This is a genomic window from Bartonella acomydis (genome assembly GCF_039543025.1).
Classification (GTDB): Bacteria; Pseudomonadota; Alphaproteobacteria; order Rhizobiales; family Rhizobiaceae; genus Bartonella; species Bartonella acomydis.
Genome location: NZ_BAABIY010000095.1, coordinates 20,590 through 40,027 on the forward strand (window position 1 = coordinate 20,590; position 19,438 = coordinate 40,027).

15 protein-coding genes, 2 tRNA genes and 1 pseudogene are annotated in these 19,438 nt (G+C 37.7%); 12 read left to right on the forward strand and 6 right to left on the reverse strand.

The features are described 5' to 3' along the window. The first annotated feature begins 86 nt into the window (after nucleotides 1-86). The 3 genes from ilvA (at nucleotide 87) to ABD909_RS07690 (ending at nucleotide 3,570) form a co-directional block, all read left to right on the forward strand. Nucleotides 87-1,352 (forward strand): threonine ammonia-lyase IlvA, encoded by a 1,266-nt coding sequence (gene ilvA, locus ABD909_RS07680; RefSeq protein WP_345097345.1) that lies wholly within the window; start codon nucleotides 87-89, stop codon nucleotides 1,350-1,352. A gap of 36 nt (nucleotides 1,353-1,388) precedes the next feature. Continuing rightward, a complete protein-coding gene (locus ABD909_RS07685; protein ID WP_345097358.1) occupies nucleotides 1,389-1,919 on the forward strand; it encodes a hypothetical protein in 531 nt (176 codons plus the stop codon). Nucleotides 1,920-2,199: 280 nt separating this feature from the next. After that, nucleotides 2,200-3,570, forward strand: coding sequence for a DEAD/DEAH box helicase (locus tag ABD909_RS07690; RefSeq protein ID WP_345097346.1), 1,371 nt, complete (start codon nucleotides 2,200-2,202; stop codon nucleotides 3,568-3,570). Between the two features lie 774 nt (nucleotides 3,571-4,344). Here ABD909_RS07690 and ABD909_RS07695 read toward each other — a convergent pair. Next, nucleotides 4,345-4,419: transfer RNA gene (locus ABD909_RS07695), tRNA-Asn, on the reverse strand. Nucleotides 4,420-4,602: 183 nt separating this feature from the next. On the opposite strand from ABD909_RS07695, the gene ABD909_RS07700 reads away from it, so the two are divergent. The 5 genes and pseudogenes from ABD909_RS07700 to ABD909_RS07720 all read left to right on the forward strand — a co-directional run bounded on the left by ABD909_RS07700 (nucleotide 4,603) and on the right by ABD909_RS07720 (nucleotide 10,623). Further along, nucleotides 4,603-4,676 (forward strand) — tRNA-Cys (locus ABD909_RS07700). 229 nt (nucleotides 4,677-4,905) lie between these two features. Then, nucleotides 4,906-5,580, forward strand: coding sequence for a protein-L-isoaspartate O-methyltransferase family protein (locus ABD909_RS07705; RefSeq protein WP_345097359.1), 675 nt, complete (start codon nucleotides 4,906-4,908; stop codon nucleotides 5,578-5,580). A gap of 30 nt (nucleotides 5,581-5,610) precedes the next feature. Then, nucleotides 5,611-6,932 (forward strand): annotated as a pseudogene (locus tag ABD909_RS07710) (TolC family outer membrane protein). A 232-nt stretch (nucleotides 6,933-7,164) separates the two neighbouring features. Next, nucleotides 7,165-7,731 carry a DUF2497 domain-containing protein gene (locus tag ABD909_RS07715; RefSeq protein WP_345097348.1) on the forward strand — a complete coding sequence of 189 codons (567 nt, stop codon included), beginning with the start codon at nucleotides 7,165-7,167 and terminating at the stop codon, nucleotides 7,729-7,731. Nucleotides 7,732-7,899: 168 nt separating this feature from the next. Then, nucleotides 7,900-10,623, forward strand: coding sequence for a valine--tRNA ligase (locus tag ABD909_RS07720; RefSeq protein WP_345097349.1), 2,724 nt, complete (start codon nucleotides 7,900-7,902; stop codon nucleotides 10,621-10,623). A gap of 983 nt (nucleotides 10,624-11,606) precedes the next feature. Here the strand turns inward: ABD909_RS07720 and ABD909_RS07725 are convergent. The 5 genes from ABD909_RS07725 to xth form a co-directional block, all read right to left on the reverse strand. After that, nucleotides 11,607-12,353 (reverse strand): amino acid ABC transporter ATP-binding protein, encoded by a 747-nt coding sequence (locus ABD909_RS07725; RefSeq protein WP_345097350.1) that lies wholly within the window; start codon nucleotides 12,351-12,353, stop codon nucleotides 11,607-11,609. A gap of 10 nt (nucleotides 12,354-12,363) precedes the next feature. After that, entirely contained in the window at nucleotides 12,364-13,080 is a 717-nt protein-coding gene (locus ABD909_RS07730) for an amino acid ABC transporter permease (protein WP_345097351.1), read from the reverse strand. Nucleotides 13,081-13,082: 2 nt separating this feature from the next. Next, nucleotides 13,083-13,835 (reverse strand): amino acid ABC transporter permease, encoded by a 753-nt coding sequence (locus ABD909_RS07735; RefSeq protein ID WP_345097352.1) that lies wholly within the window; start codon nucleotides 13,833-13,835, stop codon nucleotides 13,083-13,085. Between the two features lie 151 nt (nucleotides 13,836-13,986). Then, complete coding sequence (locus ABD909_RS07740; RefSeq protein WP_345097353.1) at nucleotides 13,987-14,886, reverse strand: transporter substrate-binding domain-containing protein; 900 nt, start codon at nucleotides 14,884-14,886, stop codon at nucleotides 13,987-13,989. Nucleotides 14,887-15,016: 130 nt separating this feature from the next. Next, nucleotides 15,017-15,799, reverse strand: coding sequence for an exodeoxyribonuclease III (gene xth, locus ABD909_RS07745; RefSeq protein WP_345097354.1), 783 nt, complete (start codon nucleotides 15,797-15,799; stop codon nucleotides 15,017-15,019). A 479-nt stretch (nucleotides 15,800-16,278) separates the two neighbouring features. On the opposite strand from xth, the gene rpsL reads away from it, so the two are divergent. The 4 genes from rpsL to ABD909_RS07765 all read left to right on the forward strand — a co-directional run. Further along, nucleotides 16,279-16,650: a 30S ribosomal protein S12 gene (rpsL, locus tag ABD909_RS07750; RefSeq protein ID WP_345097355.1), complete on the forward strand. Its 372-nt coding sequence runs from the start codon at nucleotides 16,279-16,281 to the stop codon at nucleotides 16,648-16,650. 18 nt (nucleotides 16,651-16,668) lie between these two features. After that, a complete protein-coding gene (rpsG, locus tag ABD909_RS07755) occupies nucleotides 16,669-17,139 on the forward strand; it encodes a 30S ribosomal protein S7 (RefSeq protein ID WP_345097356.1) in 471 nt (156 codons plus the stop codon). 27 nt (nucleotides 17,140-17,166) lie between these two features. Beyond that, nucleotides 17,167-19,251, forward strand: coding sequence for an elongation factor G (fusA, locus tag ABD909_RS07760; protein ID WP_345097357.1), 2,085 nt, complete (start codon nucleotides 17,167-17,169; stop codon nucleotides 19,249-19,251). 60 nt (nucleotides 19,252-19,311) lie between these two features. Next, a partial coding sequence (locus ABD909_RS07765; RefSeq protein WP_234924853.1) for a GTP-binding protein occupies nucleotides 19,312-19,438 on the forward strand: 127 nt, incomplete at its 3' end.

Below are 19,438 nucleotides of genomic sequence, written 5' to 3' on the forward strand. Positions count from 1 at the left end.
TTGGGGATAGATTTTGACTGACAAGAGTTGTCTTTATAGCTAGAAGGATTTTTAGGAATATTAACAAGCATGAAATGACGGGTGTTATGAGTAAATTTATTCAAGACGTAACGAAAGCTATGAAAGCTTTGCATCATGTGTTTGCTGAAACACCACTTCAAAGAAATGACTTTCTTAGTCAAAAATATGATGCAGAAATTTATTTAAAACGTGAAGATTTAACACCGGTGCGATCTTATAAAATTCGTGGTGCTTTCAATTTTGTTTCAGAAATGCTGGATAAGATATCTTCAGATGCAGCATTCGTTTGTGCTTCAGCGGGGAATCATGCGCAAGGAGTTTCTTTCGTTTGTCGCTATTTTAAGCGTAAAGGCGTGATTTTTATGCCTGTAACAACTCCACAGCAAAAAATTGAGAAGACACGTATTTTTGGCAAAGAGTTTATTGATATTCGTCTCGTTGGTGAAACCTTTGATCAATGTTATGCAGCAGCGCAATCTTTTGTTACGCAAAGTGGGGGAACGATGGCACCACCTTTTGATGATATGCGCATTATTACAGGGCAGGCAACAGTCCTTTGTGAGGCGGTTTTACAATGGAAAAAACTCAATGGAGAAAGTGAACCAGATTTGCTGATTGTACCCGTAGGCGGTGGCGGTTTGGCTAGTGGTGTGAGTAAGTTTGTACATGAATATGGTTGGAAAACACAGCTTCGTTTTGTTGAGCCACAAGGAGCTGCAAGTTTGCTTGCTTGTTTGGAGAGTGGTGAACATGTCAAACTTGAAAATATCGATACATTTGTAGATGGTGCTGCTGTGGCTAAAATTGGTGCCCTAAATTACACAATGTTGAAGCAATTTTTACCTGATTGTGTTATTACAGTTCCTGAAAATCGTGTTTGTTCTACAATGGTTGAAATGCTTAATGTTGAAGGGATGGTTCTTGAACCAGCGGGTGCTTTATCGATAGATGCTCTTAACAGTATTCCTCTTCAAGAGTTAAAAGGCAAAAAAATTCTTCTTGTTATTTCAGGAGGAAATTTTGATTTTGAGCGTTTACCAGATATTAAAGAGCGTTCTCTGCGTTTTCAGGGATTGAGAAAATATTTTATTTTTAGTTTTCCACAACATCCTGGTGCTTTGCGTAGTTTTCTTGCTACTTTATCACCGGATGATGATATCGTACGCTTTGAATATCTCAAAAAATCAGCGAGAAGTTTTGGTTCTGTATTGATTGCAATTGAAACTAAAAAATATAATAATTTTCGTCTTTTAGAGGAAAATTTTAAAACGTTAGGTTGGCGTTATCGTGATATTACCGATGATCAAACATTGTTTGATTTTGTTATTTGAGAAACTGGAATTTTTACTGAAATGAGAAAGATAAAAATAAGATCTATTTTTTACTTTATACTGAGTCTGTTCTTGTTTTTAAGTGTTGGTCAACAGAGTTTTGCATTGGAGCCAACAGAAATACAAAAGACTGAACTTTCAAGATTAATTGTTGATGTCAATAATGCTGTAAAAAATGGGGATTTAGTGTCTATATCCCATTATATGCCTGAACGGCTTTACCAGGAAATGGCGCGCCGTTTGAATATGGCAGAGAATGATTTACGCAATAATTTTCTTGAACAACTACGTATGCAATTTAAAAGTTTACCTGCTGATGCTTATCGTTTAGATGAAAAAAACATAGAGTATTTGCAAACTGATCATGGTGCTTTTTATGCTTTAGTTCCGACGATAGTTGAGAGGAAAGATCGCATTCTTCAATATAAAACTTTGGCAATTTTTGATAACGCTCAGTGGTATTTAATCTATGGTGGACAAAAAACTGTACAAAATCCAGTTTTTCTAGAAATTTATCCTGATTTTAATAATGTCCATTTACCGAAAGAAACAATAATAAATAAATGATCTTTTCTTTTTTTGTTATAAATATATCTCGCAAAGTTCTTGCTTTTTTGTTATTCTCTCTTGATAATAAGATGAAGATGTTTGGGCTGCTTAGCTGGCTCGATGAAGGGCTAATTTATATGCTTTCGCCTTAATTTTAGGACTCGTGAGTTGCGCAAGGCGTTTTGTTAAGCATTGCTTTACGAATTGAATATATCAAGGTTTTTTTGCGCGGATTCTTGAGGAGAAAAATTTAGCTTATGACTGAGTTTCAGTTGTTAAGCTTAGGAAAGATGTTATTTTGCATATCAAAAAAGAAAATGTTTTCATAAAGTTAGGCTTACCTAATCTTTTGGTTAAAAATTTGCTCATTTTGGGGATGAACAGACCTAAGCCTATACAAGAACAAGCTATTCCTATGATATTGAAAGGGCACGATATTTTAGGAATTGCTCAGACAGGATCTGGTAAGACTTTGGCATTTGGTTTACCTCTTTTGAGTCAAATTTTAGCTTTTGGTGATAAACGTTGTCCTAAAACTGCACGTGCTTTGATTTTAGCTCCTACGCGTGAACTTGCTGTTCAGATTGATGAAACATTTCGTATGGTTGCCAAAGGAACGCATCTTTCAACATGTCTTGTTTTTGGTGGTGTATCACGTTTGAAACAAATTAAACGCATGGCTGCAGGTGTGGATGTTCTGATAGCAACGCCAGGACGTTTGAGAGATCTTGTTCGTGAAAAATATGTTGATCTTTCGCAATCTCGTTTTTTGGTTTTAGATGAAGCAGATCGTATGTTAGATATGGGCTTTATTCATGATGTACGACAAATTGCCAAGCTGTTACCTCAAGAGTGTCAGACAGCACTTTTTTCTGCAACAATGTCGAAAGAAATTACAGCACTTGCAAATTGCCTGCTCAAAGCTCCAGTTAAAATAGAAGTTGCTCCTCAAGGAACAACTGCTAATGAAATCACGCAAAAGTTATATTGTGTTCCTACACGTGAAAAAAAGAATGTTTTAAGTAAACTTTTGACAAATCCAGATTTTTCTTCTGTTATTGTTTTTACCCGAACGAAACATGGCGCTGATTCTGTTACGCGAAGTTTAACAAAGATAGGGTATTTAGTTGCGACCATTCATGGAAATAAATCACAAAATGCTCGCCAATCTGCTTTAAAAGCGTTTCGTGAAAGGACCGTACAGATTCTTGTTGCCACAGATATAGCGGCACGCGGTATTGATATACCAGGAATAAGCCATGTTATTAATTATGATTTACCAGATGAAGCTGAAAGTTATGTGCATCGGATTGGTCGTACTGGGCGCAATGGTGTATCTGGTGAGGCATTCACACTTTTTGATGAAGGAGTAGAAAGCGCACGGCTACGTGCTGTAGAGCAATTAATTCGTCTACGATTAGTGCGTGAGGTTGTTCCAGAACAATTTGCTGCATTTCCAGTTAAAGCAATTATGTTAGAAGGTGGAGAAAAAGAAAATGATAAGGGACTTTGTTTAAAAAAAACTAAAAGTCAAAAGAAATCTTTAAATCGTAAAAATAAACAGCAACAGGATAAGAATTCTGCATCTTCAACTGAAAGGCACAAAAAAGCAGTAGCAAAGTGTGCAAAATCTTTTCGTTTCCGCAAGTCTGTGAAGAAGGTAGCTTAGGTAAAATATTGAAAAGAGCTTGTAGAGTAGGGACATTTTCTCTTTTCGATTTTCTTTAAATTTAAATGAGAGAGAAAAACAAAACAATCATTATGTCAAAGATTTAAGAGAGTCTTTTAAATTCTTTCGCTTTTGAGAAGTGGCAAGAGTTTGGGGGGGGGTGTAACTTTATGTTTTAAAAAGATTTGTTCTTTCGGAATAGACTGCTTTCTCTTAGTGAATTCACCATCTTTTTAAATATGTATAAAACTATGTTTTACTTCTCTATGCTCATCTATAATGGAGAAGAATTTATAGTTGGTGAAAATTTTTACTATCCTTCTTGTTTTATTACAGCTGGATTTTATAAGCTGTAGGGGTAATATTGTTGGATTTTTATTGGAATACGCGTTGTAATTTAAAGAATAGAATGCAGTACGATGTCATTTAACTTTAAGGATGCTATTTAGATTAGGGGAAGGCCCCTTTATTGTATAAGTTTTTGCCTAGAGAAGTTTTTTTTATGTTAATTATACACAGAACAGTACCTAATAATACAATTTTCGTTATCGTTTTTTACTGATTCGTTTAATTATAAAATTTTGATTTTTTTGTTAGGTTACCTTGTTCTTCATAGCAGCATTTGGCAGAATTAAAAAATTTTAGAAAAAATTGATAAAAACGGAATACATTTAAATAGATGCGTATGAGAAAAGGTTATTCCCGCATACTTTCGACTTCATCCCCGATTTTTAAAACTTTAGCAAAAACAGTAAATTATGTGGAATAAAAAAATGGCTCCCCGGGCCGGATTCGAACCAGCGACCAACCGGTTAACAGCCGGTTGCTCTACCGCTGAGCTACCGGGGAATATGGTGCCCAATTACTTAACTGCAAGGGCTATAGCAAAGCAAGACTGATTTGCAAAGGATAAAATTGCTTTTTTTGAAAAAAAAGTCATAAATTGTAGAACAAGAGGAAAAAAGAACGGAGAAGATTTCTCTCTCTTGACGGATGCGTCACCTTCCCTTATTGACACTATATATTTGATGAGGCCTCGTGGCGGAATGGTTACGCAGAGGACTGCAAATCCTTGTATCCCGGTTCGATTCCGGGCGAGGCCTCCAGCCGATTTTAAAAAGCCTATTTAAAGTAGAATGTTTTTTAGGGATAATAGGATAATATACAAAATAAAAGGTTTCCCTTTGGTAAGCACTTTATCATGAAAAGTGCTGCAGATAGAATCTAATTGTTGACTATAGTGTGCTTTTTTGTAACACCCACAGTTATATATTTTAAATTCTCATTATTGCCGTTTTGTTATAGTTCTTATATGAGTGGGAGAAAAGAATCGTGATGGTTGCAGATTTTGCAGAGCTTCGCCGCAAAATGGTTGATAATCAAATTCGTACAGTGGATGTAACGGATTTATCAGTTCTTGAAGCATTTTTAACGGTACCGCGTGAAGATTTTGTATCAGAAGATATGAGAGCTTTAAGTTATGTTGATGCCGATATTGTTGTATGTTCAGCACAAAATGGACTACCTAATTGCTATTCAATGGGGCCTGCTTCTTTGGCGAAATTGCTACAGCTTGCTGCCGTGAAATCATCAGATATTGTTTTAGATGTTGGTGCAAATAGTGGTTATTGTGCAGCATTACTTTCAAGACTTGCAGGGACTGTGGTTGCGTTAGAAAGTCATAAAGTTCTCTCAGAGCAAGCTACTGAAACGTTAAAGCGTCATCAGTGTGATAATGTGGTCGTGATTCATGGAGCTTTAGAGAAGGGGTATGTCGTTGGGGGGCCGTATGATCTTATTTTTATCGAGGGGGCTGTTGATTTTGTTCCAGAGAGTCTCTTTGATCAAATGAAAGATGGTGGACGTCTTGTTGTGGTTGAAGGATGTGGCAATTCTGGTGTTGCACGGATCTATGTAAAAGAGGATGGAATTATTACGGCGCGTCGTGCTTTTAATCTGGCCGTAAAACCTCTTCCTCATTTTTTAAAAACGCCTGATTTCATATTTTAGTGTTTTATTTGTAAATAAAAGATAATTTTAATAAATATCGGGTTTGTGTTGTGTGTATTATGTTCAAAATAAACAAAAAAATTCAGGCGTGTGTACCATTGGTTTTCAGTATTTTACTCTCAGAGTCGGTTTGTGCTGAAACACTGATGGGTGCTTTTGCTAAAGCTTATATTCGCAATGCTAAGTTGAATAGTGAACGTGCTGCTGTACGTATATCAAGTGATGATGTGGTTATTGCACGTTCTGGTTTTTTACCACAAATTGAAGGGGCAGGCAGCTATGGGCGGAGTAAGCCTATGGTGGGGTCTTATACGACTTCTGGATCTTTAGGAATAAGGTTAAATCAAAGATTGTTTGACGGTTTTGTCACACAAAATATATTTTCTTCAGCACAGGTTAAGTTGCAGGCACAACGTGAATATCTTCGCAATGTGGAGCAAAATACGTTTCTCGATACTGTAACAGCTTATGCGAATGTCTATCAAGCACGCCGTATTGCTGATCTTCGTAGAGAAAATTTAGCTGCTCTTGAAGAACAAGTTCGTTCGAATAAAGCAAGGTTGGATGTGGGAGAGGGAGGACGTATTGATCTTTCCCAAGCACAAGCTGCCCGTTCTGTGGCTGTTTCAGAGTTGAGTCTTGCACGTGCTGAGGTAAAATCAGCGGAGGCCGTTTATCGACAAGTTATAGGTTCTAATCCGGAAAAATTAATGCGTCCTCCGATGGCAAATGATTTGCCGATTAATCTTGATGCTGCTTATCAAATGAGCATTGCAATGCATCCTGCTATTCTTTATGCCAAACATTTAGTTGATGCTAGTTTTTACAATGTAAAGGCAAAAGAAGGAGCATTGCTTCCTAAAATTGATTTTTTTGCAACCGCATCTTATAATCGGATTTACAGTGGAGCTGGAGAGGATGGCGTTTCTAAATCAATAGCATTATCACTTAGTGTTCCAATTTTTGAAGGGGGGCGCACGTCTGCCCAGATTCGTCAATCCAAAGAACAACTTGGGCAAGCTCATCTTCAGCTTGATTTAGCTTATAGTAATATAAGACAGGCACTTACTTCTGCTTGGTTTCAGTTAGAGGGTGCTCGTGCATCTGTTATCGCTTATCGTGAGAGTGTTTGTGCTGCTGAAATTGCTCTTAAGGGCCGTATTCAAGAAAATCGTGTGGGGCAGGCAACAACTTTAGATGTTTTAAATTCTCGAACTCAGTTAATTAATGCTCAAATTGCACTTGCAACGGCAGAACGTAATGCTATTGTTGCTAGTTATAGTGTACAATCTTCTATTGGTAAATTAACTGCAGATTATTTGGGGTTAAAAATAATTCAATATGTTCGATAATGCAAAGAGCTTTTGAATCGGTATAAATTTGATCTTTAAAAGATCATTAAAACCAGAATTTGGCATGTGAGAAAAAAGTGGTTTACTAAGTTAAAGAAAGTTGTGTGTATTAGCCTCTTTGTGCGAATTGCCTTTGAAAATATAAAGGGAGGCATGTTGATCTTATGATTCTTTTGCTTACACTATAAAATGTGATTCTGTTTGTTGTTGCGTCTTTGAAAGGTTTTAAAGTATGGTACAGAGTTCAAGCGTATTACGTGAGCCGAGTATGGATGAAATTTTAACATCTATTCGTGAAATAATTGAAGAAAATACGGTTCAACCTGATCACTTTTTAAATGATGGTGTTGCAATGAATGCTTCAACGAATCGTGTCGCAGAGGCGTCGGAGAATGCTTATGATACAACTTTATCGGTTGATGATGCAATGAAAGCTTTGGCTGATCGTATCGGCCTTTCTTCTGAAAACCAAAATTTTTCTTTAACGCAAGAGAAAGAGAATATAGAAACCAAAAATAATGCGATTGGCGTGGATATGCAAAAGGTAAAGCTTTCTTCTGAAGAACAGCGCTCTGTTCATAAAACAAAAGGATATAGTGATGAGGCACATATCTCACAGTTAGAAGATATGGCGGCTGGTCATGTGGAATTGTCTGAGTATTGTGTTTCTTCTGCTGAGAAGATTGCAAAAGATGTTTTGCGTCCGGCTATAGCAGAATGGTTACAGAGTAAATTGCCTGTTTTGCTTGAGAATATTTTACGTGAAGAAATTGTTAAGGCAATTAAGAAATCATCTTAACTATTCATTTTCTTATTATTTTTGTGATTTTCATTTACTTTTATGAGAGTTGTTGCTGCTTTGCAGGTTCAATATGATTCAGCAAAATGATTCAGTAAAGCTTGTAGATAATATGATCACGCTTAAGATCATATATTATATTTTTCAGCGGCGTTATGGGTGAGTAGAATGTTAGAAAAAAACTATGATGCTGCTTCTATAGAGCAACGGGTTGCAAAGAGGTGGGAGGATCGTGATGCTTTTGAAGCAGGAATGAGTTCAAAAAGTAATGCAGAACCTTTTTGCGTGATGCTTCCTCCCCCTAATGTTACAGGCTCACTTCATATGGGGCATGCACTAAATGCAACAATTCAAGATATTGTGGTCAGATATCAGCGGATGCGTGGCAAAAATGTATTATGGCAACCTGGGATGGATCATGCAGGGATTGCTACGCAAATGGTTGTCGAGCGTCAACTTGCAGAGTATGGAGAACCAACACGTCAAGAAATGGGCAGAGAAAAATTTGTTGAGCGTATTTGGGAATGGCGTCACAAAACGGGAGGCGTTATTGCTAATCAGCTACGTCGTCTTGGAGTTTCATGTGATTGGTCGCGTGAACGATTCACAATGGATGAAGGTTTATCGCAAGCTGTTCGTGAAGTTTTTGTTACGCTTTATAAGCAAGGGTTGATATATAAGGACAAACGCCTCGTTAATTGGGATCCGAAATTGTTAACGGCTATTTCAGATCTTGAAGTTGAACAAAGAGAAGTCAAAGGCCATTTGTGGCATTTTAGATATCCGCTTGAAGGGAAAATTTTTGACCCAAATGATGCGACAACTTTTATAACGGTGGCGACAACGCGGCCAGAAACAATGCTTGGTGATACGGGCATTGCGGTTAATCCTGAAGATGATCGTTATAAAAATCTTATAGGTCGGTATGCTCTTTTGCCGCTTGTTGGTCGTAGGTTATTGATTGTTGGTGATGCTTATGCAGATCCAGAAGCGGGCAGTGGCGCTGTTAAAATTACACCCGCACATGACTTTAATGATTTTGAAGTAGGACAACGCCACGATCTGCATTTAATTAATATTTTTACCAAAAAAGCGGAAATTTTTCTCCGCAAGAATGAAGCATTTTTTGATGGTTTAACTTTATCCGGTGAATTAGGCCAGTTGGTGGAAGACTTAGATCAATCAGATCGTTTTATTGCACGCAATCAGATTATTGCTTTGATGAAGGAGAAAGGATATCTCGCAGCTGTTGATGATCATCCACATACTATTCCTCATGGAGATCGTAGCGGGGTACCTATTGAGCCGTTTTTGACAGATCAATGGTATGTTCATGCTGTTGAATTAGCAAAGCCAGCAATAGAAGCTGTTCATCAAGGGAAAACGCAATTTGTTCCTGATAGTTGGAAAAAAACCTATTTCAATTGGATGCAAAATATTCAACCTTGGTGCATTTCGCGCCAATTATGGTGGGGACATCAGATACCAGCTTGGTATGGTCCTGATGGCACGGTTTTTGTTGAAAAAACTGAAGAAGAAGCTTTTGCCTCGGCTCTCTCTCATTACGGTGAATCGGTGGAATTAACTCGTGATCAAGATGTTTTAGATACATGGTTTTCATCTGCGCTTTGGCCTTTTTCAACATTAGGATGGCCCAATAAAACAACTGAATTGGCGACATTTTATCCAACATCTCTATCGGTAACGGGTTTTGATATTATCTTTTTCTGGGTTGCGCGTATGATGATGATGGGAATACACTTTATGGGTGAGGTTCCTTTTCCAACGGTTTATGTACACGCTCTTGTTCGAGATCAGAAGGGCGCAAAGATGTCAAAATCAAAGGGAAATATTATTAATCCCTTGGAGCTCATTGATCAATATAGCGCGGATGCACTTCGCTTTACTTTGGCTATTATGGCAGCGCAAGGGCGTGATGTTAAACTTGATCCTTCCCGTATTGCAGGTTATCGTAACTTTGCAACAAAATTGTGGAATGCTACTCGATTTGCGCAGATGAATGGTGTTAGGCATGATCCAAACTTTAGACCAGAAAAAGCAAAACTTGCGCTTAATAGATGGATTTTAACAGAACTCTCTAAAACGACTTCAGCAGTGACTGCTGGTATTGAAAATTATAAGTTTAATGAGTCAGCTGGTGCACTTTATCGCTTTATTTGGAATACATTATGTGATTGGTATCTGGAACTTCTCAAACCAGTTTTTCAAGGTACCAATGAGGATGCTAAAAGTGAGGCTCAGGCATGTACTGCTTGGGTTTTGGATGAGGTTTATAAACTTCTTCACCCCTTTATGCCTCATATGACCGAAGAGTTATGGGCACTTACAGAAACACCAGCTATGAAACGTAAGGATATGTTGGTGTTAATACCATGGCCAGAGGAGGTGTTTGTAGATGAAGAATCAGCTGCTGATATTAATTGGCTTATTGATGTTGTCAGTGAGATTCGATCTGTACGTTTTGAGATGAATATTCCAGCTGGTACACTAGCGCCGCTTGTTATTGTAGAGGGTGGAGAATTGACGAAAAAGCGTGTGCAACGTTATGATACTTTGCTTAGAAAGTTAGCACGTATTGAAACAATTGATTTTTCTGATAAAGTTCCAGCTGTTTCGGCACAAATGATTTTTGGAGATGCGATTTTTTGTTTACCGTTAGGACAATTGATTGATTTGGAGGCTGAACGTTCTCGTTTAATGAAAGATGTTCACAAAATCGAGCAGGATATCGAAAAAATATCAACTAAGCTAGATAATCCTAAATTTATAGAAAATGCAAGACCCGAAATTATTGAAGCTGAGCGCAATAGGGTTATAGAATTGCGTGCTGCGCGAAAGAAAATATCTATTGCTCTAGAGCGTTTAGCGTAATTGCATTTTCTATTCTTATCGTGGACATTTTATATTGTTGTATTACTTATTGGTAGGTTTTCTTTAGGGAAAGATTCTTCAGTGTTTTAATGTCAGTTTTTAGTTTTATTTGCGAATGCTATCAATAAAACTTCTGTGAATTTTTCTCTTATTTTTATGCTTATGACATTATAAGTTCATAATTATATGATTGTGCTGAAATATTGTCGTTTAGGGCAGTGATATAAAATTTCGCTCTCTGTGAGATATGGAGATGCATATTCAGAATAGTGCTTGTCCGTGGAACTCTAAAAATGACACAATGTGAAATGATCAGTCAAATTTGTCAGAATATTTGGAGTATTTTTCCTTCTCTACTTCAATTGTCATTTTAAAATGCTCTGTTTTTCTTACAGAAATTTTTTAGTAGCTGTCATAAGGAAACTAAGATCAGCGGCAGATTTTGGGTAGTGAATGAGCTTTAAGTTATAGAAAAAAATTGCTAATCTTGGTTTATAAGATGGAAATTATGCTTCTGATGCGTCGGTTAAAATTGTCCATTATATAAAAAGCTATTCCTCAATCATCTGTAAAATCTCATTCTTCTTATGCTGCTCATCTTTGTGCGGTGAATTATGATCCCTTAGAGAGAAAAATCTTATACAAGCAGTAAGATGACTTCAATGTTTAGCAAGAAAAAGAAATTCACTTAGTCAGGCAATATTCAGAAACAAGCTGATTCAGGAAAGCAAAATCATTGGCGGTACAGTCATGCTAATTGTAATCTATAAAAAGCAAAGATGAAAGATCAAGATTGAATTGTTTCTCAAAAAGCGTGCTTTTGATATTTGTAATCAATTTGAAAGATGTACTGTAATGTTTTTAGCTTCCTGATATTATAAAAAATAATAATTTGGGGATATTTTGCTAGAGCGTTTCAAGAGCAAAGCTGCAATTCTTATATTACAGTGTAATTAAGATAGTTTTTGATTATAACATGGCTATTAATGGTTAAAGATTTTAGACAAAAAATCTTGTGCACGTGGTGTTCTAGATTGCGGATTAGAAAAAAACTCTTGAGATGAACAGTCTTCAAGAATTTGTCCTTGATCCATAAAAATAACACGTTGGGAGACTTTTTGTGCAAACCCCATTTCATGCGTTACACACATCATTGTCATACCTTCTTCGGCTAGGCTGATCATGACATCTAACACTTCACCTACCATTTCAGGATCTAGAGCAGATGTTGGTTCATCAAAGAGCATAACGAGTGGATCCATAGTTAAGGCGCGAGCTATAGCAACACGTTGTTGCTGTCCTCCAGAAAGCTGTCCCGGATATTTATTTTTATGTTCGATGAGTCCAACACGTTCAAGATATAACAAACCACGCTCAAGCGCTTCTTTTTTGCTGCGCTTTAAGACTTTGATTTGTGCAATTGTTAAATTTTCTGTAACGGACAAATGTGGGAAAAGCTCAAAATGCTGGAATACCATTCCTACGTGGCTGCGCAGTTTGGGTAGATTCGTTTTTTTTGAATGAACTGGTGTTCCATTAATCCAAATTTCACCTTTTTGAAAAGGAACAAGAGCATTAATTGTTTTAATCAGTGTTGATTTTCCTGAGCCTGATGGCCCACAAACTACAACAACTTCCCCTTTATTAATATTGGTTGTGCAATTTTTAAGAACGTTAATTTCACCATACCAATTAGAAATATTTTTTATTTCGATCATATGCGTAGACATTTTTTTCCTGTTAGCGGATAATGGATATTTTTTTCTGTAGATACAAGACTATCTGCGACAGTGTAAAGCAGATCACAAAATAGAAAATAGCTGCTAACACATAAGCTTCTTGCTTTACGCCAAAGTTGTTAGCAACAATATCAAAACCGTTCAAGAGGCTATTGCCACTAATTGCATAAACAAGTGTTGTATCCTGAAAGAGAATAATGACTTGTGTTAAAAAAACTGGCAGCATGTCTCTGAAGGCTTGGGGAAGAATGACAACATACATATTTTGCCAATATGTCATTCCAAGAGCTTGTCCTGCATATTTTTGTCCTTGTGAAATAGAATTGATACCGGCACGCATAATTTCAGCAAAATAAGCGGTTTCAAATGCGGTAAAGGTAATGAGTGCTGATTTATTTGCACCGATTGATGTTCCAGTTAGGAAAGGTAAAAGTACAAAAAACCATAAAATAACCATAACAAGTGGTATTGAACGCATGGCAGTTATATAAATGATTGCAAGCCAAGAGAGCAGTTTTATAGAAGAAAGCCGCATTATTGCTAAGAGGGTACCAAAAATAAGTCCTAAGATTGTCGCAACAATGGTCAGAAAAATGCTAAAGAGTAAACCTGACAGAATATAAGAATAGAATATGTCAAAAGAAAAAAATGAAAAATCAAAGTCTGAAAATTTGAAAGGAAAATATTGTCCAAATTGAGAGCTTATGGAATCTATCATATTCAATGTTCCTTCGTTTGAAAATTAGGAATTTTGAGCATTTGCTCAATCATTGTCATGATAACAAATATCAATAAAGCTATAAGAATATAAAGAATCGTGACGATGAGATAGTTTTCATAAACATGGCTGATTTCTTCAATTGTTTGGTATTGAAATTGCATGAGTTCATTTATTGAAACGGCAAATGCTATAGATGAATTTTTTACAATTCCCATGGCTTCTGAAGTAAGCGGGGGCATAATCGTGCGCATAGCACGCGGTAATATGATATAGCGATAAACTTGATAGGTGGTAAATCCCATTGCCATAGCTGCGTAACGCTGTCCAGAAGGAATCGCCTCAATACCTGAGCGTACTTGTTCTGCAATACGAGCAGATGTAAAGAATCCTAAGGCACACGTTATTAAAAGAATAGGTGAAAAATTCATTGCTGGTGGATAAACCTTAGGTACGACAAAGTACCATAAAAATACTTGTACAAGCAAAGGAATATTACGCGTGATTTCCACCCAGATACCTCCAATAATTCGCAATAAGCAACGGATCATAGAAGTGTTCGGGAGCGTGCGCATTGTTCCTATAATGATGCCCAAAAATATCGCTAAAATTAATGAAGAGATGGATAATATAATTGTATTTTTAAAGCCATCAAGCAGTGTATCTAAATAGGTGTGACTCACACCAGGGGTTCCAAGGCATCCAGCCACAAATGTTTGATTAAGATCGTCTGTACAAAGGAAAGAAAAGTCCATTAATTGCTATTTCCTAAATTTCGTTATCTGTAAAACAGAAGAGTAAAACGGTTATGTTTACATATGCTGAATTTATTAAAAGACAAACTAAGCATAACCACACTCAATTTTCAAATAGAGTGTGGTTATGCTTTTTTTACAACTCTACAAATTATTTTTTTGTGTAGTCTTCGCGAGGCTTATTGTTTGGATGTTCCCAAGCATATTTTGTTGCTTTGGATAAGGGAAGGTTAATAATAGTATTAGCAGGTGGAGTTGGTTTCATAAACCATTTATCATAAAGTTTTTCAAGTGATTCGTCTTTGATTTGGCGTACAATACTATCGTTGATGGCTTGTTCAAAGTTCTTGTCATCTAATCGGAGCATACAGGCGATGGGTTCAACTGAAAGTACGGGATCAAGAATGATGTAATTGGATGGATTTTTCGATTTGGCAATATGTCCAGCTAGAATTGAAGCATCCATAACAAATGCGTCTGCGCGACCAGATTCTAATAATAAGAAGCTATCTCCATGGTCTTTACCTTTTACAACATTAAAATGAATGTTTTTTGCGCGTTTATTTTTACGAATAAGCTGAACAGATGTTGTACCGGTGGTGGTTGCCACTGTTTTACCATTTAAATCGGCAAGAGATTTAATATTAGAATTTTTCTTTACAGCAATTCGAACTTCTTCAACATAAGTGGTGTAAGCGAATGCAGCTTCTTTACCACGGGCGATGTCATTTGTTGTTGAACCACATTCAAAATCATAAGTACTATTTTTTAAGAGAGGAATTCTATTTTGTGATGTGATAGGGAGATAGTGAATTTTAATGGGCTTCCCAATTTTTTTTGAAATATCGTTAATAATGTGCTCCGCCATTTCTGTGTGAAAACCTACATATTTCTCATTACCAAGGGCATAGGCTAAACCTGATGATTCACGAACACCTAAGGTGACTTCTCCCGTTCTTTTTATTTTTTCTAATGTATCATTTTCAGCGTGGGAAACATTTGTTAGCCCGAGGGTTATTGCTGCGATAAATATTAATAGTGATTTTTTCATTATCTCCTCCATTCAAGTTCTATTTCTCGCTTTTTGTATTACTTAAGATATATTGTCGTGCATTGTGTAGCACATTTATATTCGGGGTGGGATATTTTTTATTTTAATAAAATTTAAGTATTTTACTTTCTTAATTAAAGTTAAAGTGAGCCCAAACGGGAGTATGGTCCGATGGTTTTTGATATCCTCTCACTTCTGTTTGGCTATAAGCGCAAATAAGTTGATCGACAGCTTCTGGTGATAAGAGTAAGTGATCAATACGAATCCCGTTATTTTTTTGCCATGCACCAGCTTGAAAATCCCAGAAGCTAAATGAGGGAGTATCTGTTACATTACGAATAGCGTCATAAAAACCTAAATGAAGAATGCGCTGAAATGCTTGTTTTGTTTGAGGAAGAAATAAGGCATCATGCTCCCACTCTTGAGGATTTTTTGCATCCAGTAGGGTAGGGATGACATTATAATCACCAGCTAAGATAAGCGGTTCTTCATGGGCAAGCAATGATTTTGCATGGGCATATAATCTCTCCATCCATTCTATTTTATAAGGATATTTTTCGCTTTTTACAGGATTTCCATTTGGCAAATAGAGGGATGCCACACGAATAACGCCTTTGTTTATGGAATAAACAGCTTCAATATAGCGTGCTTGTTCATCATTATCATTACCAGGTAATCGTCGGATAACTTCATCAGGCGTTTTTTTAGAGAGAATCGCAACACCATTAAAACTTTTTTGTCCGTGTGTTTCTATGTGATAACCTAATTCTTCAATTGCACTACGTGGAAAATTTTCATCGGTACTTTTTACTTCTTGTAAACAGACTATATCGGGTTGGTTTTGTTGTAGCCATTGATATAATGTTTCATGTCGTGCTTTTATTCCAGCAATATTCCACGTTACTATTTTCATAGTGTTCATCTTAAATACCACCTGTGCAATTTTTTTAAAGTTTTTCGTTTAAGTGTCTTAACTCTATATCCAATAATATGTTGCTATAATATTATGAGGATTTCACTTAACTAAGAACGCCTGTAAAAGGCAAATTTGAAATCTTTAAATTTAATTTATTTTCATTTTTAAAAACTTTCTGATGTTTAGTTCTTGACGAATACATGTGTTCTCGTTATTAGAAATGGCTATGAACGATGTGAGAGTGATGACGGTTTTGGATATTTCTCCAAAAGGTCATTCAAGCAGGTTTAAAGATTAAAAGCAAATACTAGTGCAAAAGGCTATTGCCTTCTCTGCTTGTAATCGGGTAAGCTGTTTGTAACAGTCATGCCCGATTTTCCGTGTAGGTTTTAAGTGTTTGCTCCGATTTTATCGGGAAAATATAAGAAGCCCAAATGGGTGAAACAAACGTAGATTGAAACAAAGAGGAAGGTTGCATGCCTACCGTAAACCAGTTGATTCGCAAGCCACGTGTTGTGCCGGTTAAGCGCAATAAGGTCCCTGCTCTTCAGTTGAATCCGCAGAAACGTGGGGTTTGTACACGCGTTTATACAACTACGCCGAAGAAACCAAATTCTGCACTTCGAAAAGTTGCTAAAGTCCGTTTGACAAATGGGTTTGAAGTAATTGGTTATATTCCTGGAGAAGGGCATAATCTTCAAGAGCACTCTGTTGTTATGATTCGGGGAGGTCGTGTGAAGGATTTGCCAGGGGTCCGTTATCACATTATTCGTGGTTTGCTTGACACACAGGGTGTCAAGAATCGTAAACAGCGTCGTTCAAAGTATGGCGCAAAGCGTCCGAAATAATATTGAGAGACAAAGCCGATGTCCCGTCGCCATAGAGCAGAAAAGCGTGAAATTAATCCAGATCCTAAGTTTGGTGATTTGGTTATTACGAAGTTTATGAATGCCATTATGTTTGATGGTAAAAAGTCAGTTGCTGAGCGTATTGTTTATGGTGCGCTTGATGTTGTGGAAAAGAAAGTGAAAGCAGATCCTGTAGCTTTGTTTCATCAAGCGTTAGAGAATGTTGCACCTCATATTGAGGTTCGTTCGCGTCGTGTTGGTGGTGCTACTTATCAGGTTCCGATTGATGTTCGTCCTGATCGTCGTCAGGCTCTTGCTATTCGTTGGTTGATTTCAGCAGCGCGTGGGCGCAATGAGACGACAATGATTGATCGTCTTTCTGGTGAGCTGATGGATGCAGCTAATAATCGTGGTTCTGCAGTAAAGAAGCGTGAAGATGTTCATCGTATGGCTGAGGCTAACCGTGCGTTCTCGCATTATCGCTGGTAGGCGTGTTTAGAATTTAAGGCAAGTGTAATGGCTCGCGAATATAAAATTGAAGATTATCGTAATTTTGGGATTATGGCGCATATTGACGCTGGTAAGACCACTATGACTGAGCGTATTTTGTTCTATACAGGTAAAAATCATAAAATTGGTGAGACCCATGATGGTGCTTCTACGATGGATTGGATGGAGCAAGAGCAGGAGCGCGGTATTACGATTACGTCTGCTGCAACAACGACTTTTTGGCAAGGGCGTGATGGACGTAAGCGGCGCTTTAATATCATTGATACGCCAGGTCACGTTGATTTTACCATTGAGGTTGAGCGTTCTTTGCGTGTTCTTGATGGGGCGATAGCATTGTTGGACGCTAATGCTGGGGTGGAGCCTCAGACGGAGACTGTTTGGCGGCAGGCTGAGAAATATCGTGTGCCGCGCATGGTTTTTGTTAATAAAATGGATAAGATAGGTGCTGATTTCTATCGTAGTGTCGAGATGGTTGGTTCGCGATTGGGGGCTAAAGCACTTGTTTTGCAGTTGCCTATTGGTGCTGAAAATGATTTTGAAGGTGTTGTTGATCTTGTTGAAATGAAGGCACTAAAGTGGGACGGTTCCATTGGTGCTTCAGCGGTGGTGAGTGAAATTCCTGCTGATTTGAAGGAAAAGGCGGAAGAGTATCGCGAAAAACTCATTGAGATGGCGGTTGAAGTTGATGAGGCTGCGACAGAGGCTTATTTAGAAGGTATCATGCCAACCGATGAGCAGCTTGTCGCTCTCATTCGTAAGGGAACGATAGAGGTTCAATTTCATCCGGTTCTTTGTGGTACGGCTTTTAAGAATAAAGGTGTGCAGCCGCTTTTGGATGCTGTTGTTTCTTATCTTCCTTCTCCGGTTGATATTCCGGCAATTAAAGGTGTTGATGTGAAGACTGATTCTGAAGCGGTACGTGAATCTTCGGATGATGCTCCGCTTTCTATGCTTGCTTTTAAAATTATGAATGATCCTTTTGTTGGATCTTTGACTTTTTGTCGTGTTTATTCTGGTAAGGTTCAAAAAGGTGTTTCTCTAGAAAATACTGTCAAGAGAAAGAAAGAGCGTCTAGGGCGTATGTTACAAATGCACTCAAATTCTCGTGAAGATATTGAGGAAGCGTTTGCTGGTGATATTGTTGCTCTTGCAGGACTTAAGGAGACGACAACAGGTGACACTCTTTGTGATCCTCTAAAGCCTATTGTTTTGGAACGGATGGATTTTCCTGAGCCTGTTATTGAAATTGCCATTGAACCAAAGACAAAAGCAGATCAGGAAAAGATGGGTATTGCGCTTAATCGTTTAGCTGCTGAAGATCCTTCATTTCGCGTGAAGTCTGATGAGGAATCGGGGCAGACTATTATAGCTGGAATGGGTGAGCTTCATCTTGATATTATTGTTGATCGTATGCGGCGTGAGTTTAAAGTTGAGGCAAATATTGGTCAGCCTCAGGTTGCTTATCGTGAGTCAATTACGAAAATGGCAGAAATTGATTATACGCATAAAAAGCAATCGGGTGGTGCTGGGCAGTTTGCTCGTGTAAAAATTATTTTTGAGCCTCATGAGGGTGATGATTTTATTTTTGAGTCGAAAGTTGTTGGTGGTGCTGTTCCCAAAGAGTATATTCCTGGTGTTCAGAAGGGGATTGAGAGTGTTATGGGCTCAGGACCCCTTGCAGGCTTCCCTATGCTTGGTGTAAAAGCTACTCTTATCGATGGTGGATATCACGATGTTGATTCTTCTGTTTTAGCTTTTGAGATCGCTGCCCGCGCAGCTTTTCGCGATGGTGCAAAAAAGGCTGGTGCACAGCTTCTTGAACCTATCATGAAGGTGGAAGTTGTGACGCCAGAAGATTATGTTGGTGATGTCATTGGTGACCTAAATTCTCGTCGTGGTCAAATTTCAGGGACTGAAGCACGTGGTATTGCTACAGTTGTGAATGCAATGGTTCCTTTGGCAAATATGTTTGGTTATGTAAATACTCTTCGTTCGATGAGTCAGGGACGTGCGCAATATACAATGCAATTTGATCATTACGAGCCTGTCCCTTCGGCTGTAGCTTTGGAGATTCAGAAAAAATACGCGTAATTTTATTGAGTCATTAATTTTAACTTAGTCCTTGATTTGGATGGAAAATGGAGAGCTCAAATGGCAAAGAGCAAATTTGAACGTACGAAACCACATGTTAATATAGGCACGATAGGTCACGTTGATCATGGGAAGACCTCATTAACAGCAGCAATTACGAAATATTTTGGTGAATTTAAAGCCTATG

Bases quoted from the DNA above. Each gene is read 5' to 3' on its own strand.
- ilvA (WP_345097345.1), top strand. From the start codon at position 87: ATGAGTAAATTTATTCAAGACGTAACGAAAGCTATGAAAGCTTTGCAT.
- ABD909_RS07705 (WP_345097359.1), top strand. From the start codon at position 4,906: ATGGTTGCAGATTTTGCAGAGCTTCGCCGCAAAATGGTTGATAATCAA.
- ABD909_RS07715 (WP_345097348.1), top strand. From the start codon at position 7,165: ATGGTACAGAGTTCAAGCGTATTACGTGAGCCGAGTATGGATGAAATT.
- ABD909_RS07720 (WP_345097349.1), top strand. From the start codon at position 7,900: ATGTTAGAAAAAAACTATGATGCTGCTTCTATAGAGCAACGGGTTGCA.
- ABD909_RS07725 (WP_345097350.1), bottom strand. From the start codon at position 12,353: ATGTCTACGCATATGATCGAAATAAAAAATATTTCTAATTGGTATGGT.
- ABD909_RS07730 (WP_345097351.1), bottom strand. From the start codon at position 13,080: ATGATAGATTCCATAAGCTCTCAATTTGGACAATATTTTCCTTTCAAA.
- ABD909_RS07735 (WP_345097352.1), bottom strand. From the start codon at position 13,835: ATGGACTTTTCTTTCCTTTGTACAGACGATCTTAATCAAACATTTGTG.
- ABD909_RS07740 (WP_345097353.1), bottom strand. From the start codon at position 14,886: ATGAAAAAATCACTATTAATATTTATCGCAGCAATAACCCTCGGGCTA.
- xth (WP_345097354.1), bottom strand. From the start codon at position 15,799: ATGAAAATAGTAACGTGGAATATTGCTGGAATAAAAGCACGACATGAA.
- rpsL (WP_345097355.1), top strand. From the start codon at position 16,279: ATGCCTACCGTAAACCAGTTGATTCGCAAGCCACGTGTTGTGCCGGTT.
- rpsG (WP_345097356.1), top strand. From the start codon at position 16,669: ATGTCCCGTCGCCATAGAGCAGAAAAGCGTGAAATTAATCCAGATCCT.
- fusA (WP_345097357.1), top strand. From the start codon at position 17,167: ATGGCTCGCGAATATAAAATTGAAGATTATCGTAATTTTGGGATTATG.